The organism is Variovorax sp. ISS6, assembly GCF_056523145.1.
Genome location: NZ_JAWRZC010000003.1, coordinates 45,018 through 61,062 on the forward strand (window position 1 = coordinate 45,018; position 16,045 = coordinate 61,062).

The following is a 16,045-nucleotide window of genomic DNA, read 5'->3' on the forward strand; positions in this document are numbered from 1 at the left end:
GGCTCCAATGTTCATTGACTATTCGGCAGGCGCAAAATCCACCTTTCGAGTCAGGATTTCATCTCCCCGCAGAAAGATTTGGATGGTGATTTTTGAGAGATATCTGCTTTCACAGGCCATCCACCTCATGATTTGGGCCTTCTCGGTGCTTACGGCCAGGTTCTTCCCCGTTTCGTATTCAGCCAAAAGGTCTTGAACTACTCCAGCTGCGAAATCCGGCACGCTCAAGAAGTCGTCAAGAAACGATTTTTCCGCAAAGGATTTTCCGGACCTCAGTTCTGCCGACCTGTGCTTCGAATACATCCGAAGCGCGGTGAAAAGCAGCCGTTGTGTGTCGTCGAACTTGCGCCCCTGCGTGTTTTCGTTGATTGCGTCGCTGTCGCAGTACCAGATGATTGGTTGAACCGGTCCGACGAGTAAAGAACCGAAGATTCCAAACATATGGGCGACTCGAAGAACTTTTTCCCCGGCGCCTTTTTTCCAGTGGCCGAAGCCTAGGTCCGCCAATGATTGCTCGATGTGAGCGGCGCCCCCAAACAATGACTCGATTTTTTTATCGACCGCTACTGTAACGATGGCGCCATGGATCAAGCTGTCGACCAAGCGGAGAAACTCTGGCAGCGCTCGGCTGCGGCCTCCGGATGCAAGCCGCTTGTACCTGAACTCGCTGTATGGGTCGAGGATTCTGTGGCTTGCTCGGAGTTCGCTCACTTCCTTTACGAAAGGACCGGAGAGGTTGGCGGTGAAGAACAGAAACGAATACGTCTTAAATTGCGCGCCAGGATGTTCGCCCCCAAAGTCTGTCATCACAGCGACGCTGTTAGCTTCCGAAAGATCTGGAAGCTCAGAGAGTTGCTCAATCGCGCTCGCGAGAAGCAGAGCGAATCCTGGCGTGTCCCCGCGCAGCGGAGACAGGTCGAACGGAGCGCACTTCCGAATGACTTGTAGACGGGGTGGCAAACGATGTGTTGGCGTTTTCATTTTGGCCATCTCTGCGATGCGGATGGTGCCTGAAGACCGTGTCGCGGCAAAGCTCGCTTGCCCGGCTGGCCCATCTAATAAGTCGCCCGCGGAGTGCGGTAGGGCTCCGCAAGAACATCGCATTTACTGTGCATGTCGATCGGACCAGAATTTCTCGATCGCAGCAATTCGCGTGTCGCGCTCGGTGGTGAGATAGTTTGAAGTCGTTGCCAGTGAAGCATGACCCATGTTGTTGCGCACAATCGTCACCTCCATCCCGCGCGCCGCGGCGTGCGTGCCGTGGGTGTGTCGAATCCAATGCGTGCTCGCTCGGACCAGTCGTGATGCGTCGAAGGGGTCGGCTGCTCGAGCGCACTCGGCAAAGAACTTCTTCAGAGCCTTGTGCAGGCCTGCGGCTGACCAGGGCTGCAGCCCCTCCGGCCCCAGCTCGAAGCTGGCGAGAACCGGAATGTTAGCGTTCGCAAGAGCCCTCGTGTCGCTAGGCCTGGAGATTTGGGCGAGCATTGCCTGCAGGTCGACTACAAGGATGCCCGGTATTGGTACCTGGCGCTCTCTCTGGCCTTTGCCTAAGACGTTGAGCAGCCAGCCGCCACCGCCGTTTTTTGAGGGTTGGACCTCTTCGAGGTCACCGCAGCGGGCCGCGAGGATCTCGCCCTGGCGCAAGCCTGTTGCGTACAGCCACTGGATCGCACGTCGGACGCGTCGCTCGTGCGTACTGTCGCCTAGGGTAGCAAGCCTGTTCTCGACGAATTGCCACTGGTCTTCCGACAGGGCTCGATCGGATCCAAGACGCTTCCGCCGATCGGCTGGCTTAGCCACTGCCGCGAACGGATTAGCGATGGTGTAGTTCTGGGCGACCAGAAAGGTGTACAGGCCTCGTACCACAGTGATCGCTTGCCTGAGAGCTGATGGCGAGAGTGGCCCCTCCAACGGTCGCCAAAGTGGAGACCATCGTTCGTGGTGCCGAGGTCCGCACCAAGCTTCTGGTGGTGACGCCAGGAAGGCAGCGAACCCAATAGCGTCCTCTGCCGTGAGCGATGAGATCGGAAGCCCGCGCTCAAGGATGGACCAGAGCAATAGCCGCTCGGCCTCCTTTCGGTAGGAGCGCTGCGTCGGCGTCAACCCTGGCCCGCGGCTTCCACTGCGCTTGCTGGAGAGCCAGGCTTCGATTGCCTGCAAGTCGTTCGTTGCCGACAGGCTGCACAGCGCGGCCGGCGCTCTGAAGCGTCCGGATTTGCCGCTCAAGCTCTCGGGCAAGACGAATTTCTCAAGCGGGACGAGACCGGTTTTCGCGGTAACCACGACATTGAGGTCCACCGCCGTGAGGGAGGAGCGTTTTACTGCGACATGGCCGCCAAGCGTCAGGCCCAAGGCGGCGCTGTTCTCGACGAGCCACGCCTGAATACGCTGGCCCTTCGTGGCACCGATTCCTGGTATGGAGGCCCACCAGCGCAGCCCGATCGCATTGATGCGTTCCACCAATGCGTAGAGAGTAGGAATGCCTGCGTTTTCGAGTCTTAAGGCCAGCGAGCTCGCGAACCAAGCGCCGACACCGTCACCTGGTCTCGGATTATCAGCGACCAGCTCCTCGAGCCAGTAGAGCGCGCGCAGCTGTCGCTCGATGAGTCGCGCCCTAGGACTTCGCTTCGCAGTTGGTCCGCCGACGGCCTGGGCATAGGCGGCCTCTTGCTCCGCGATTGAGAAGTCCTCAAGTCCATTTGCTGCTGCGAATTCCTCGAGAGACGGAGCAGCCGGCGTATCCGGTACCGAGCTAATGTCCCAGAGGACAAGGCGCGCGGTGCCAGGTCTTTCTTCGCGCTTCGCGGCCGCGGCAAATTCGTTTCGAATCCAGGCGATGGTTGAGCGCACGCGGCGGACGTCGATGGATTCGCCTTCTAGCTGCAGATATCGATCCCAAGCCTTGCGAGCGTCGATGCCCTGGGTCAGGGCCCTCATGAAGGCAAAGTGGGCCTTGTGAAGTTTTCGGTTCGGCATCGATCGGCGTGATCAAGTCGCTTTATTGGCACGCGGGCGCTCTGGGAGCATGACTCACCTCTTTCTTCTTGGAGTAGATCGGCGCCGGAGAGTCGCCGGGCGCCAGTTTTTTAGGTCTTCGCCGCGGGAAGATGTCCTCCGAATGCAACGTCGCGTCGGCGGACGTAGGTGCCGCGCACGCGGCCCGTGGTGCGCGGACACTGATTCTCCGCAAGAGACTGCCGGCGTCAAGAGATTTGGATATTGATAACTACAATAATCAATACCGGTATTTATCCCAATCAAATCCGGAGATCTTGATGAGTGTCGAGCGAATTCCTTGAAAATCAAGGACTTGCGTGCCTCAAGCTTGACCGTTCGTTTTCGTTTCTTTAGAATTGCGCATAGTAGGAAACTCTATGGAAAGGTCCTGATCATGGTTGGTTTGAGATCACGCCCCCTTGGCGAGAACCTGCGGCAGCAGCGCAGGATGCATGGCTTGGCGGTGAAAGACGTCGCTGGCTGGTTGGAATGCAGCGATCGCACCGTGGTGAACTGGGAGAACGGTGCGACGCCTATGCCGGCCTCGACGTACGAGGCGTTTTTGAAGCGGCTCTGCGTCGAGTTGAATGAGCGGGAGGCGTCCTACTCCATGCCGGAGGAGATCGTCACGGTCTTCGACGAAGACGGGCGGAAAGCCGTGGATGTTTTGGCGCAGCGAAACTACCTGGCCCATTGGAGCTGGAACGACGGTACCGCCACGATCGAGTCGATGGCGATCGACCACACTACTTCGAAGCCTTACTCCTTCCGGACCGAATTCGTTGTCGAACCCCACAATTCGCACGTCCTGAGCGCGGCAATCCGTTGGAAACGGGAGCGCATGCTTGGCGAGATGGGCGATGTTGACCGAGACGTGGAGGGCCCATACAAGCTGCTGGCCTGGCTGGTGCCTCGAGTTCGTGCCGCTGAAGCCGGCAATCCAGACCTTGTTGTTGCTAAGAACGCGGTCGCGCGGGCGGCACGGGCCCTATCGCTTGGACGTTCCGCCGATCACCCCGAACTTCAGCAGGAGCTGAATGTTGCTCTTGAAGAGCTGGCCCTGCAAATCGGCAAGTCGATTTAGAGTCCAGGAGCGTGCCATGCCCCGACTCTCCCTATTTCGGGATCGCGACCCCTACAACGGCTTCAAAGATGACTCGTTTCGGCTTCGCGGGCTCAACCACCGCGAGCGTCATCGCACCTACCGCCGGTTGGGATATGCGGTCGTGACCGGCTGCCTGGCCATCGTCACGCATGCGTTCGGCGCGCGCTACTTCTGGTGAATCTGAACACAAGGAAATTTAGCCGCTAAATTTCACTTCGGTCAGCGCATCGCGGTTCCGGGTTCCACTGATTGCGGGATTTCGTTTGTTCGTATAACTTCACCGGTTTACCTAAAGTGTGAAGAGTGGCGGATCGGAAGTCGATTCGTCAATCTAGAATCGTTGGTCGGGCGCCCAGGGGTGAGGGCTGCGACTTTTCTCTCAAGGGCAAGCAATGAAGAAAGAACGCCTCGTCGTCATGAACGGCAGCAAGATCGTCCAGGTAGAGGACGGTCCGAATGAATGGCGTGTCGAGAAGGTCGAGAAGGCGGAGGGAATTCGGCCCAACTACTACAACCTATTCGCCGCAAAGGAAGCGGATCCCGGTGTGATTCTTGCCGGAAGTGTGCTCCACGTCGATGCAACATCAATCTATCAGCTCGTCGGACAAGATATTGTCCGGCATGAGCGAAGCAAATTCGATAAAGTGCCGGAAAACGGTGCCGGCCTGACTGTGGAGTACAAGCAGGGCAGGGCGGTTGTTTCCATGCCGCAGATGCCGAAGCGGGCTAGAAGCCGCTGAGATTTAGCGGCTAAATTCCGGAGATCGGATTGGCCGCAAACGACATACCTCGAGTCCAAAAACCGCCCATATTGAGTCCGGCGGGGGAGGGCTTAGAGAGCTCTCGCAGCATACTTCTTGTTGCGCAGGCGGTGGCGGAGACGCAGGAAGCGCCGGGGGAGGACGAAGCGACTTTCAAGGACGCGCTACTGGTAAAGGTTGAAGAGAAGCACGACCAAATAGGGCGGTTGGAGGGCCGGCTAGAAACCCTGGTCGAGAAGCTACAGGCCTCGCTCGTAGACCTCGAGCAATCCCGACCAAGTCGCTTCAGCCGGGCTAAGGTTCGCCTCGCCTGGGAGCAACGCCATCAGAACGAGACGTCCCGCATCGTCCGCTCACAGGCCCGCCTCGAAAAGGTCCGAGAGATACGCGACGGCCTGGCTCCGACAGGCTCCACCATTGAGGATTTGGCGTTTAGAAAACTGCGCCACGCCTCGCGTGAGCTCGTCGAAGGCTGGGTCAGTGGTGAGGAAGCACGGCGGCGGCACGCCGAGCATTTTCGGTTGATTGAACAGCAGCGAACCAGGAGGCAGGGGGCACGGGCGCTGCGCCTGCAATCGGACCCGCTCACCGACCGATGATGGCGGCGGCAAGGGTCACGATCGCGGCAATCAGGACGAGGCCTGCTGCAAGGAATGTTGACCTGCTCAGTTTGCGAATCTCGTCGATTTCGCCTCTTGCAGTCGAAGCGAGTGCTTGCGCTTGGCTTCGAAGGGCCTGCGCCGCCTCTTCGCCAATCACTGCGGCGGCCTCAACCAGTTGGTTGCTGGCGCCGTTCAGTGCGGCTCCCAACATACGGTCCGATCGCTCGCCTGCCTCCTGCGACCAGCGGGTAGAGGCCGCCTCCATCGACTGCTGGAAGGCATCAAGAAGGGACTCTTGCTTTGCGGCGCTGTCAGCGAGCAGGCGCTGATTCAACGTGTGAAGGATGAGGATCGGATCGTCGGGCCCCAGGGTGAGACCATGGCGTTGCGAAATCTCGCGGACCAGGTCCTCGATGCCTGTGCGGTCCATCACATGACTTTGGAGAACGAGAGCTGCCCGTAGAGCTGGTCCCGAACGACTTTGAGCCGCTGGCGGTTCATGATCGTCTTCTTCTTGTCAGCCATCGCTTCGTCGAAGGTGAGGCGCTCCTGCAGCATTTCCGAGAGGTCGCGTCCGAAGGTCTCCAATTTCAGAGGCGGGATCTGGAGGATGGCTGAGATCCGATCCTTAATGCTCTGATATTCGGGCAGTAGTTCGAAGGTCTTGCCCTTGTCTTCGATCGGACCCCAGAAAGGGTTGAGCCAGACGATGAATTTCGCTTCCGTCGGGAATTGAGGGACGATCACCGTCAGGTTGTGCATCGTGTCCTCAAATGCTTGGCCCCCGGTCACGACGGAGTGGAGGATGAGCTCGTGACCCATCGAATGCAAGAGCTGAGGGACGGTGTTGGTCACCAGGTAGTGCGCCAGCTGCACGAATGAGCTGGCTCCGTTGTCGATCACCACGTCAGCCTTCGTGCTGGCAATCTGCTCGACCAGCGCGTCGAAGTTCCGAGGATCGATTTCGTCGCCTTGCATGAGTTCTAGGCGCTTGACGTTCAACGCTTTGAACCCGAAGAACGTGGCGTTCACCGGATCCGTGTCGATGCATAGCGCCGGACGCTTGTGCGAGGCGAGATATTGCGCAATGACCGTCGCTATGAACGACTTGCCAACACCTCCCTTGCCCTGAAGCAACATGTGAATCTTGGCCATTTTTGGTTCCTATCGTTTGGTTGTGGGTACAGGGTTGAAGGAAAAGGTCGGCATGACTGGAGGCCTGTCGTCCGGTGTATCGAGGGGCGGCTCTGTTCCTGCGGCAATCTCGGGAGCGGGCGGGTTCAAGGTCCCCTGTTCTGAAAAATCGGCCGCGGCGTTGCCGCGGCGGGCCGCCGTGCCGGCGGCCGGGCGGACGCTCTGGCGCCCGCTGGCCTCTCGCTGAGAGGCCCTTTTTTCCTCCCTTGTTACGTAGCCAAGGAAGGTCTCGTAGCCAAACTTCACGCGTCCCGTCTCGGACATATGGGCCCAAATAGCCTTCACGCTGAAACCCGCTTCCCGCGCCGCTAACACGTCGTCCTGAACTACCAAGAACGTCACCAGGTTGCGGGCCCGACCGTTCCCGCCCTTACCGTTGACCCATTCCTTGAGCTCGTCGACGTAGCTCATCGTCATCCGATTTTTCTTTCATAAAGAGCCAATGAAGTGCCGTCTGACCGACGCATGAAGCCGTGCGGTCACAGGAATTATAGGATTCGATGGCATGAAATTCGATAAATCGATGTAAGTCGTGCGAAGCATCGCGGATAAATCGGGTGCGAGTGGTACCATCCTTTGGCGTAATGACCCCGGGAACCGGGGCAGGATGTGCGCTGTACCTGTACGGGCAAGCCCGTCCAGATACAGCGCTCCCCTTATTCGCACCTTCGGCGCTCAACGGTTCCTGCCCTGCGGGGCCGAGCTGCTGCCGCATCTTTTTTGGACGCCATGGAAGAAGAGACGAAGCCGAGACCTCGCAGAGAGTGCTCCCCGGTGTACGTGTGGGTCACGCCGATGGAGAAACAAGCGATAGCAGAAATGGCCGCCGCAACGGGGGAGAGTGCCTCGAGCTACCTGCGCAAGATTGGCCTCGGGTACACGGTGCGAAGCGTGCTCGACTATCAGCGGGTAGGGGAGCTTTCGAAGGTCAATGCCGACCTGGGACGGCTTGGTGGATTGATGAAGCTCTGGCTCGCAAGCGACAAAAGGCTGGAGGGCTTTTCGCAGGACGAGCTTCGAACAGTCATTCTTTCGACCTTGGATGGCATCCAGGCTTGCCAGCGGGAAATGCTTCTGCTCATCCACGGCGTCGTGAACAGCAAGATTTAGCGGCTAAATCTCGTGGTAGTTGCGAAGCACGTAGCGATGCGGGTCACACGAAAGAGCGACATCGCAGATTTGGTCGCGTACATCACGGGGGAGCAAGACAAGCAAGAGCGCGTTGGCCACGTCCAGATAACGAACTGTGAATCGCTTGATGCCGCCGCTGCGGCGCTGGAGATGCAGGCGGTTCAACTTCAGAACACGCGATCCAGAGCGGACAAGACTTACCACCTCCTGATCTCCTTTCGTGCCGGAGAAGACCCGACAGTGGAGCAACTGGTAGCGATCGAGCAAGCGTTCTGCAAGGCGCTGGGGTTCGAGGACCATCAGCGTGTGAGCGCAGCGCACTACGACACCGACAACGTTCACCTCCATGTCGCCATTAACAAGGTGCATCCCGAGCGCCTCACCGTCCACACCCCGTACTACGATCGCATCAAGCTTGCTGAGACCTGCGTTCAGGTTGAGCAGGAATTCGGGCTCGAAGTCGACAACCACCAGTTCCTCAATCGAGGCAGCGAAGCACCTGCACTCGACATGGAGAGTCATTCAGGGCAAGAAAGTCTCCTGACATGGGTTCGTCGGGAATGCCTCGACTCGATCAGAAGCGCCACCACCTGGCAGGACCTACATACCGTCTTGCAGGAGCATGGGCTCGCGCTGGCACGCCGAGGCAACGGCCTCGTCATTGGCGACGCGAAAGGAACCTTCGTAAAAGCCAGTTCAGTAGCGAGGGATCTCGGACTGCAGCAACTCGAGAAGCGGCTCGGCCCACTTGAAGCCGGAGATCCATCGGCAGAAAGCGCTCCAAGGAAGCGGTACCAGAAGCAGCCTCGCGGCTTTCGCATCAACACCGCCGACCTTTATGCCGAGTATCAACAAGCGAGGCAGGACGCGACAAACACACGCAATGAACTACGTGGTGTTGCGCGAACTGAGTTTGTTGGAGAGGTCAAGAGCATAAGGGCCTCCAATGCTCTGCGAAGAGCTGCCATACGGCTGGCGGGTGGCGATCGGATGTCGCGCCGAATTTCTTACGCGCTGGCCTCAAAGGCTTTGAAAGAGGAGCTTTCGCGTGCCCGCGGGAGGTCATCCGCGGCGCGCCGAGCGATTGGGTCACGCCACCGGGGCCTCACCTGGGCGGACTGGCTCGCAGCACAGGCGGTCAATGGGGATGCAAGGGCGGTCGAGGCAATGCGCGCGCGAGCAACCGTTCAAGCACGAGCGGCGAACACCCTTCTCTTTGGGGAGCGACGCGCGGCCCCACTTGCCGCCGAGCTCGACTCGATCACCAAGCACGGTACGGAAATCTTTCGAATAGGCGACGCCGTTGTGCGGGATCGCGGCACGGCCTTGCATGTCTCGCGGGCAAAGGACCTTCGGGCCCTTCATGCCGTTCTTGCGCATGCTTCGGCGCGCTTCGGCAACCGCCTGCATGTTGAAGGCACACAAGACTTCAAGACTCGCGTCGCCGCAATTGCCGCGGCAATGCCGACGCCATTCGAATTCGATGCCCCCGAAATGCAGCAGGAATATCAACGCTTGCTGAACCTCAGAAAGGACTTGAGCAATGACGGAAAAAACACCCGAGGAGCTGATGGCAGAGGCGATGCTCCTCGTCGACCAGCAGCAAACGCCGAGCGAGCCGGCGTCAGTGACAGCTCAGAACGGGAGCTCCCTCGCGCTGATGGACGAGGAGATGGATCAGTCCGACCAGCTGCGGCCTACTCTTCGACGATTGGCCGAGAGCGACCGCCCGAAGCAAAGGACCGCTTGCGAAACCTGTCCGTTCTCCCTTTGGTTGAAGACGCCAGTGGACGTTCAGTGCTACTGCAGGGTGATGCACATGGTCAGCTGGCACAGCAAGAAGCCGCTGGCGATAGAGCTCTGCGACGGCCCGTCGATCCCGGTGAACTAAAGAAAGCCCAGATCGAGGCGGTCGACAAGCTCATTGCTGAACGCAACGCTACTCGCCAACAACTAACGGATATACCGAAACACAGTCGATATACTCCAGGCCAGTCAGGTTCGATTTACTTCGCGGGTTTGCGCCATGTGAATGGCGTCGAACTCGCGCTCGTTAGCCGAGGCCTGGAGATCGAAGTCTTGGCGGTTGATTCCGCCACTGCGAACAGGCTGCGTAGGTTGCGAAGAGGGGATGAGATTGCACTCGATGCGGCCGGCAAACTAGTCAGAAGAGGGCGAGCGCGATGAGCAAGCGGTTCAACAACGCAATCGGACCGAATGTCCGGGCCTCCAAGAAGACGCATCCGATCACGATGCCCCTCGTGGTGCTGGCCATCTTCGCGATCGCCCTTTGGTCAGGCACCCAGTTCTTCGCCTATCAGACCCATTTCCACCCACGTCTTGGCTGGAACTTTCATGGGGCGTATCCCTTTTGGAGACTCGCATCATGGGCTTGGGACTGGTACGAGTGGTATCCCAAACTCTTCATTCAAGCGGGCAGCATTGCCGGGGTTGTGTGTGGACTCGGGTTCGTCGCGACTCTCATCGCAATGAACGTGCACCAGAACACGGCGAAGGCCAATGTATACCTGCACGGCTCGGCAAGGTGGGCCGAGGAGAAGGACATCAAGGGCGCCGGGCTGCTGACCGAAGAAGGCGTGTATGTGGGTGGCTGGGTTGATCCGAGCGGCCGAACCAGGTATCTGCGACATGACGGTCCCGAGCACATTCTCACCTACGCTCCCACCCGCTCCGGAAAGGGCGTATCACTAGTGCTTCCCACGCTTTTGTCGTGGAGACATAGCGCTGTGATCACGGACCTGAAGGGCGAGCTCTGGGCCATGACCGCGGGCTGGCGAAAGAAGCACGCGGCGAACAAAGTTCTGAAGTTTGAGCCGGCGAGCATGAACGGCAGCGTCGCGTGGAATGCGCTGAGTGAGATTCGCGTGGGCACCGAGTCTGAGGTTGGCGATGTCCAAAATCTGGCCACGCTGCTCGTCGACCCCGACGGCAAGGGCCTCGAGAGCCACTGGCAAAAGACGTCGCAAGCGCTGCTTGTCGGCGTCATCCTGCACTCGTTGTATGTCGCGCGCGCCGACGGGTCTGAGCCAAATCTGACATCCGTAGACCGGTTGTTATCAGACCCGAATCGTGATGTGCGCGAACTGTGGATGGAGATGACGACCTACGGACATGTCAACGGCCGAGTCCATCCGGTGATTGGCCAGGCTGGTCGCGACATGCTCGATCGGCCCGACGAAGAGGCCGGGTCCGTTCTCTCAACCGCCAAGTCCTACCTGTCGCTCTATCGCGATCCTGTGGTGGCTCACAACACGCGCACCTGTCAGTTCAGGATCAAGGACCTAATGAATCATCGTTGCCCGGTGTCTCTTTACATCGTGACCGAGCCGACAGACAAAAACCGTCTTCGGCCATTGGTACGTGTGATGCTGAACATGATCATCCGACTTCTCGCGGACAAGATGAAGTTCGAGCTGGCGAACGGCAAGGAGATACCACCGACCTGGTGGGAACGCCTTCTCGGAAGCAAAGGAAAGAAGTCGTCAGCGTATGTTCAGACGGTAAAGGGTTATCGACATCGCATGCTGCTCTTGCTGGATGAATTCCCCGCCCTCGGCAAGCTCGAAATCCTGCAAGAGTCTCTGGCGTTCATCGCAGGGTACGGCCTCAAGGCCTACCTAATCTGCCAGGACATCAATCAATTGAAAAGCAAGGAAACCGGGTACGGACCTGACGAGACGATCACATCGAACTGCCATGTGCAGAATGCGTTCCCGCCCAACCGCGTCGAGACCGCCGAGTACCTATCGAAGCAGACGGGACAGACGACCGTGATCAAGGAGCAGGTGACGACGAGCGGCAAGCGAGCGGGCTTCTTTCATGGGCAGGTGTCGCGCACCACCCAAGAAGTGCAGAGACCATTGCTGACACCCGATGAGTGCCAGCGCATGAAGGGCCCGATCAAGGACTCGGATGACGATCAGAAGATCGTTGAGCCCGGCGACATGGTCGTCTACGTTGCGGGCAACCCTGCAATTTACGGTCGTCAGACGCTCTACTTCCAGGACGACACGTTCATCGCTCGAGCTGCGGTGCCGGCGCCCACCATCAGCGACACCATTCGATCGCACGCTCCAACTGGCGCTGGCGGTTGAAATGCTTACTCGTGTTGCATGGGTAGTCGGCTGCATGGCCGCCCTCCCCCTCATTGCGCTGTGCGTCTGTCGATTGATGGGCCTTTCTCTGAACGTCACGCCGAGCATTGAACGAGGCGTCTACCGCGACACGAGCCGCGCAGTGCGGGTGGGCGAAATCGTGTCCGTATGTCCACCTCACTCGACGGTCTTCGTTGAGGCCCGTGACCGCGGTTACTTCACGCCTGGCCGATGCCCCGAGCTGGGCATCGGACCCCTATTGAAAAGAGTTTTAGCTGCTGAAGGCGACCGCGTTGGCATTGATGCACAGGGCGTGACCGTGAACGGGTGGCGCGTTCCGAAGTCGGCGCCGCGTAGGCATGACGGCGCAAAGCGAGACCTCCCGCAGATCCGCTTCGACGGTGTCCTCGACGCGCATCAGATTCTTTTGATGGGCGACGGCTCAGACGTCTCGTTCGACGGCCGCTATTTCGGCATGGCAGAGAGGGAGTGGGTGCTCTCGGTCGTCACCCCTGTTTTCACTTGGAAGTGATCGACATGAGGCTTTTTATTGCAGAGAAAAAGGAAGTGGCGACGGCGATCGCCGCAGCGCTAGGTCAAGGCCGAAGCCATCCCGGCTTCATCGACTGCCCGAGGGGGTGTGTTACCTGGGCATCGGGGCACCTGCTCGCGCTGCTCGATCCCGAAGACTACGACCCTCGATACAGGTCTTGGCGGCTGGAAGATCTCCCGGTGGCCAACATTCCCTGGCGGCGCAAGCCGAGCGGAGACGCGCGCAGCAAAGAACAGCTCAACGTCATCATGGGCCTGCTGAAAAAGGCGACCGAAGTCGTTCACGCAGGGGACTCGGATGAAGAAGGACAACTCATCGTCGACGAGATCCTCACATACGCAAACGTCGATCTTCCAGTACAGAGAGTTCTGATCAATGATCTGAACGACAAGCTTGTTCGGCGCGCACTCGACAACATGCGCAGCAACTCGGAAGCATTGTTTGTGGGAATGTCGCGAGCCGCAGAGGCGCGCAGCGTCGGCGATCAACTGTATGGCTACAACCTCACGCGCGCGCTTACCACTGCCGCCCGCGCGAAGGGCTATGACGGCGTCATCAGCGCAGGACGGGTCCAGACACCGATCCTCGGACTGGTCGTTCGTCGCACAAGAGCGAACCGAGGCCACGAGAAGGCGGTCTACTACACCGTCAAGGCATCCCTCGACTTCGAGGCCTGCACCTTCGAGGCAACATTCTGTCCGGGCCCGACCGATCCGGTTGACGACTCAGCGCGCATCAATGATGGGGTGTTCGCGGAGCAGCTGGCAACCAGCTTGCGGGGCTGCCCGGCCGTGCTCGAGAGCACCATCACCAAGCCCATCGCAAAGTCTCCGCCTCTCCCCTACAACCTCCTGAAGTTGCAGACCGATGCCTCTCGGAAGTTCGGCTTGACCCCAAAAGCGGTGATGGAGATCACCCAGGCCTTGCGCGACAAGCATCGGCTTATCACCTACAACCGTACCGACTGCGAGTACTTGAGCGCAGAGCACCACGCGGACGCACCGCTCGTTCTTGATGCCATAAGAGAAAACATTCCGAGCTTCCAGCCAATCATCGCCCGAGCCGATACGAAGCTGATAAGCCGTGCATTCAATAGCTCCAAGGTCGGAACCCATCACGCGATCATTCCAACTGAGGCGACGGTAGTCGCCGGTGCGCTAAGCGACAGCGAGCTCAAGATCTACATGCTCGTGGCAAGGGCATACATGGCTCAGTTCTTTCCATTGCATCGCTTCGATCAAACCGAGCTGCGTGCCCGCGTTGATGGACACGCGTTCTCGGCGAAGGCTCGTGTCGTGACCGTGTCCGGCTGGCGATCGCTCTACACCAACGACATCGGAAATGAGGACTTAGAGACCGATGTGGAGGTGGTCGAGGTCGACCTCCGAGCCCTGCGCGAGGGCTCGAATGGTCGGTGCTCCTCCGTGAGCTCCACGAGGGAAGAGACACGCCCCCCTTCCCTCTACACGATCGCGACCCTTTTCGCCGAACTGCCTAAGGTGGCGAAGTACATCCGCGATGAGAAGCTCAGAAAGGTGATGATCGAGAAGGACGCGGAGAAGGAGGGTGAACACGCCGGGATCGGAACCGCTGCCACCAGGCACGCAATGATCGACACGCTCTTCGATCGCGGCTACCTGCAGGAAAAGGGCAAGGCTGTGGTCCCGACTGCCATCGGTGAGCAGTTGTACGACGCGCTTCCTGACGAGGCCAAATTTCCCGACATGACGGCAATCTGGCAGGAACAGCAGAACGACATTCGACGTGGCGTGCTCGAGGTGCGCGCGTTCGTGCATGGCCTGATGGACTACATCGCCCGTGAGGTGAACAAGATCAGGCAGAACGGCGTTCCGATCACCGTTGATACGCATCCCTGCCCCACATGCGGGGCGCACCTTAGACGACTCGCCAGCCGCGATCGAAAAGGCACGTACTTCTGGGGCTGCTCGAATTTCGCCGCAGGCTGCAAATACTCATGCTCCGATCAGAAAGGCAAGCCAGTGCCCCGTGAGCAAACGGTGGTTTCGACGCTGCACAAGTGCATGGCCTGCGGTAGTGGTCTCGTCGCGCGAAGCGGCAAGGAAGGTCGCTGGTGGGGCTGCAGCGCCTTCCCGACATGCAAGCAGACCTACAAGGATGCAGCCGGGAAGCCGGACTATTCGAAGGGACGCGCCGGCTAGCTCGGTGGAAAACTTCATGGAACTCGCAACGTCAGAGTCGTCCGTCCTGGACGAAGCAATCGAGCAGCTTCACGACGCCACAGCCTACTTCACCTGCGCCGAGATCGTTTCCCGGATGCTGGACATGCTTAGTTGGCCTTCCGGTTCACGCCGTCTAGTCGACAACAGCTGCGGCGACGGCGCATTTCTCTGCGCCGCGCTGGAAAGACTTCTCGTCGCTGAATCGCAGATCGATGACGACGCCATCGTTCACCTGGTGCAAGGCTGGGAGATTCATTTCGTCGCTGTTGCGGAGGCCAGGGCACGAGTCACGCAGATCCTGATTGCGCACGGACGGGCCCGCCTTCAAGCCGAGCAGGTCGCTCTTCGAGTTGTCAACCATGGGGACTTTCTCCTGCAGGGGCCGCGTCAGGCCACCTGGGACTGCATAGCCGGCAACCCACCATACCTGCGGTACGCTCATCTCCCTCAGGTCTTGCGTGTGCGCTATGAGAGCGCTCTGCCCGATTACTCCAGGGGAGATCTCCTGCACAGCTTTCTGGAGCGGTGCACATTGACCTTGAGACCAGGTGGAGCGATCGCCTTGGTATCGTCGGACAGGTGGCTGTTCACGCAAAGCGCCGCAAGGCTACGTGGGGCGATAGGACGCCGGCTCGGCCTCCACTACGTCGCCCGAGTAGATGGCCCATCCCCCTTCTATCGGCCTAAGAATCGCCGCGCAGGGCAGCCTCCAAGGATCCACCCGGTGATAGTGATGCTGCGTGAAGCAGAGGAATGCCCGACGGAGCTGACCTGCTTGCCTATCTACCCTGAGGCGCGGGACGAACCACCCGGCCTTCGCTCTCTTGCATCGATCGCAAACGTGCGGCTTGCCCCATGGCTCGGCAAGCACGGATTGTTCGTGATTGACCTTGAGACGGCAGCCGCCGCGGGAATTCCACGCTCAATGCTCGTGCCTACGGTCGGTACGGACAACATCAAAGGTGGGGTCCTACGAGCTTCGACGAAGTATGCAATTCAGACCTTCCGAGGTACCGAGCCGCCGGTCCAGATCCTGCGGCATCTCGACACGAACATGCACTTGCTCGCGCGCACAAAGCGCCGTAGGGACCAACGTTGGTTGCCGCCAGAGACGTTCGAAAGGATGGACCTCACGCAGCCGTCCCTGTTGATCCCGCGAATCGCCGCGAGCCTGCGGCCGGTGCGGCTGCCTCCTGGGCTTCTGCCTATCGACCATGGCATCAGCATCGTGACCGCCGGCGAGGCGACGCTTGATGAGTTGGAGGCCTGCCTCGTGCGTCCGGAGGCCGAGGCATGGGTTCGAGCGCGGGCGCCTCGCTTGGAGAACGGCTACTACTCCCTCACCACGACATTGCTTCGTGCGTTGCCTGTTCGCCTTTAGCTTCG

15 protein-coding genes are annotated in these 16,045 nt (G+C 59.4%); 10 read left to right on the forward strand and 5 right to left on the reverse strand.

The window, feature by feature from the left end; translation table 11 throughout:
- Positions 1-18 precede the first annotated feature (18 nt).
- Together AC1HIL_RS41410 and AC1HIL_RS41415 are read right to left on the reverse strand one after the other, a co-directional pair.
- Positions 19-990: a hypothetical protein gene (locus AC1HIL_RS41410; protein ID WP_479669753.1), complete on the reverse strand. Its 972-nt coding sequence runs from the start codon at positions 988-990 to the stop codon at positions 19-21.
- Between the two features lie 114 nt (positions 991-1,104).
- Positions 1,105-2,937 (reverse strand): phage integrase family protein, encoded by a 1,833-nt coding sequence (locus AC1HIL_RS41415; RefSeq protein ID WP_479669752.1) that lies wholly within the window; start codon positions 2,935-2,937, stop codon positions 1,105-1,107.
- 358 nt (positions 2,938-3,295) lie between these two features.
- Between AC1HIL_RS41415 and AC1HIL_RS41420 the strand changes: the two genes are divergently transcribed.
- The 4 genes from AC1HIL_RS41420 (at position 3,296) to AC1HIL_RS41435 (ending at position 5,462) form a co-directional block, all read left to right on the forward strand.
- Entirely contained in the window at positions 3,296-4,081 is a 786-nt protein-coding gene (locus AC1HIL_RS41420) for a helix-turn-helix domain-containing protein (protein WP_479669751.1), read from the forward strand.
- Positions 4,082-4,097: 16 nt separating this feature from the next.
- The gene (locus tag AC1HIL_RS41425) at positions 4,098-4,280 is read left to right on the forward strand and encodes a hypothetical protein (protein ID WP_479669750.1); all 183 of its coding nucleotides are present in this window, start codon (positions 4,098-4,100) and stop codon (positions 4,278-4,280) included.
- A 214-nt stretch (positions 4,281-4,494) separates the two neighbouring features.
- Complete coding sequence (locus AC1HIL_RS41430; protein WP_479669749.1) at positions 4,495-4,842, forward strand: KfrB domain-containing protein; 348 nt, start codon at positions 4,495-4,497, stop codon at positions 4,840-4,842.
- Positions 4,843-4,871: 29 nt separating this feature from the next.
- Positions 4,872-5,462: an IncP plasmid survival protein KfrC family protein gene (locus AC1HIL_RS41435; protein ID WP_479672830.1), complete on the forward strand. Its 591-nt coding sequence runs from the start codon at positions 4,872-4,874 to the stop codon at positions 5,460-5,462.
- Here the strand turns inward: AC1HIL_RS41435 and AC1HIL_RS41440 are convergent.
- Genes AC1HIL_RS41440 through AC1HIL_RS41450 form a run of 3 tightly spaced genes read right to left on the reverse strand, consistent with a single transcriptional unit; the run spans position 5,449 to position 7,070 of the window.
- Positions 5,449-5,895, reverse strand: coding sequence for a hypothetical protein (locus AC1HIL_RS41440; protein WP_479669747.1), 447 nt, complete (start codon positions 5,893-5,895; stop codon positions 5,449-5,451). The genes AC1HIL_RS41435 and AC1HIL_RS41440 overlap by 14 nt on opposite strands.
- Positions 5,895-6,620: a nucleotide-binding protein gene (locus tag AC1HIL_RS41445; RefSeq protein WP_479669746.1), complete on the reverse strand. Its 726-nt coding sequence runs from the start codon at positions 6,618-6,620 to the stop codon at positions 5,895-5,897. Before AC1HIL_RS41445 ends, AC1HIL_RS41440 begins: the two co-directional genes overlap by 1 nt.
- 9 nt (positions 6,621-6,629) lie before the next feature.
- Entirely contained in the window at positions 6,630-7,070 is a 441-nt protein-coding gene (locus tag AC1HIL_RS41450; RefSeq protein WP_479669745.1) for a TraK family protein, read from the reverse strand.
- Between the two features lie 318 nt (positions 7,071-7,388).
- Here AC1HIL_RS41450 and AC1HIL_RS41455 point away from each other — a divergent pair, with 318 nt between their 5' ends.
- From AC1HIL_RS41455 to AC1HIL_RS41480, 6 genes are read left to right on the forward strand one after another with little or no spacing between them, the layout of a single operon-like run.
- On the forward strand, positions 7,389-7,769 hold the full coding sequence (locus AC1HIL_RS41455) for a plasmid mobilization protein (RefSeq protein WP_479669744.1): 381 nt from the start codon (positions 7,389-7,391) through the stop codon (positions 7,767-7,769).
- Between the two features lie 12 nt (positions 7,770-7,781).
- Entirely contained in the window at positions 7,782-9,977 is a 2,196-nt protein-coding gene (traI, locus tag AC1HIL_RS41460) for a TraI/MobA(P) family conjugative relaxase (protein WP_479669743.1), read from the forward strand.
- A complete protein-coding gene (locus AC1HIL_RS41465) occupies positions 9,974-11,905 on the forward strand; it encodes a type IV secretory system conjugative DNA transfer family protein (protein ID WP_479669742.1) in 1,932 nt (643 codons plus the stop codon). The genes traI and AC1HIL_RS41465 overlap by 4 nt, the downstream gene beginning before the upstream one ends.
- 34 nt (positions 11,906-11,939) lie before the next feature.
- Entirely contained in the window at positions 11,940-12,437 is a 498-nt protein-coding gene (traF, locus tag AC1HIL_RS41470; protein ID WP_479669741.1) for a conjugative transfer signal peptidase TraF, read from the forward strand.
- Positions 12,434-14,638 carry a DNA topoisomerase 3 gene (locus AC1HIL_RS41475; protein WP_479669756.1) on the forward strand — a complete coding sequence of 735 codons (2,205 nt, stop codon included), beginning with the start codon at positions 12,434-12,436 and terminating at the stop codon, positions 14,636-14,638. The genes traF and AC1HIL_RS41475 overlap by 4 nt, the downstream gene beginning before the upstream one ends.
- Positions 14,639-14,654: 16 nt before the next feature.
- The gene (locus AC1HIL_RS41480; RefSeq protein WP_479672831.1) at positions 14,655-16,040 is read left to right on the forward strand and encodes an Eco57I restriction-modification methylase domain-containing protein; all 1,386 of its coding nucleotides are present in this window, start codon (positions 14,655-14,657) and stop codon (positions 16,038-16,040) included.
- Positions 16,041-16,045 lie beyond the last annotated feature (5 nt).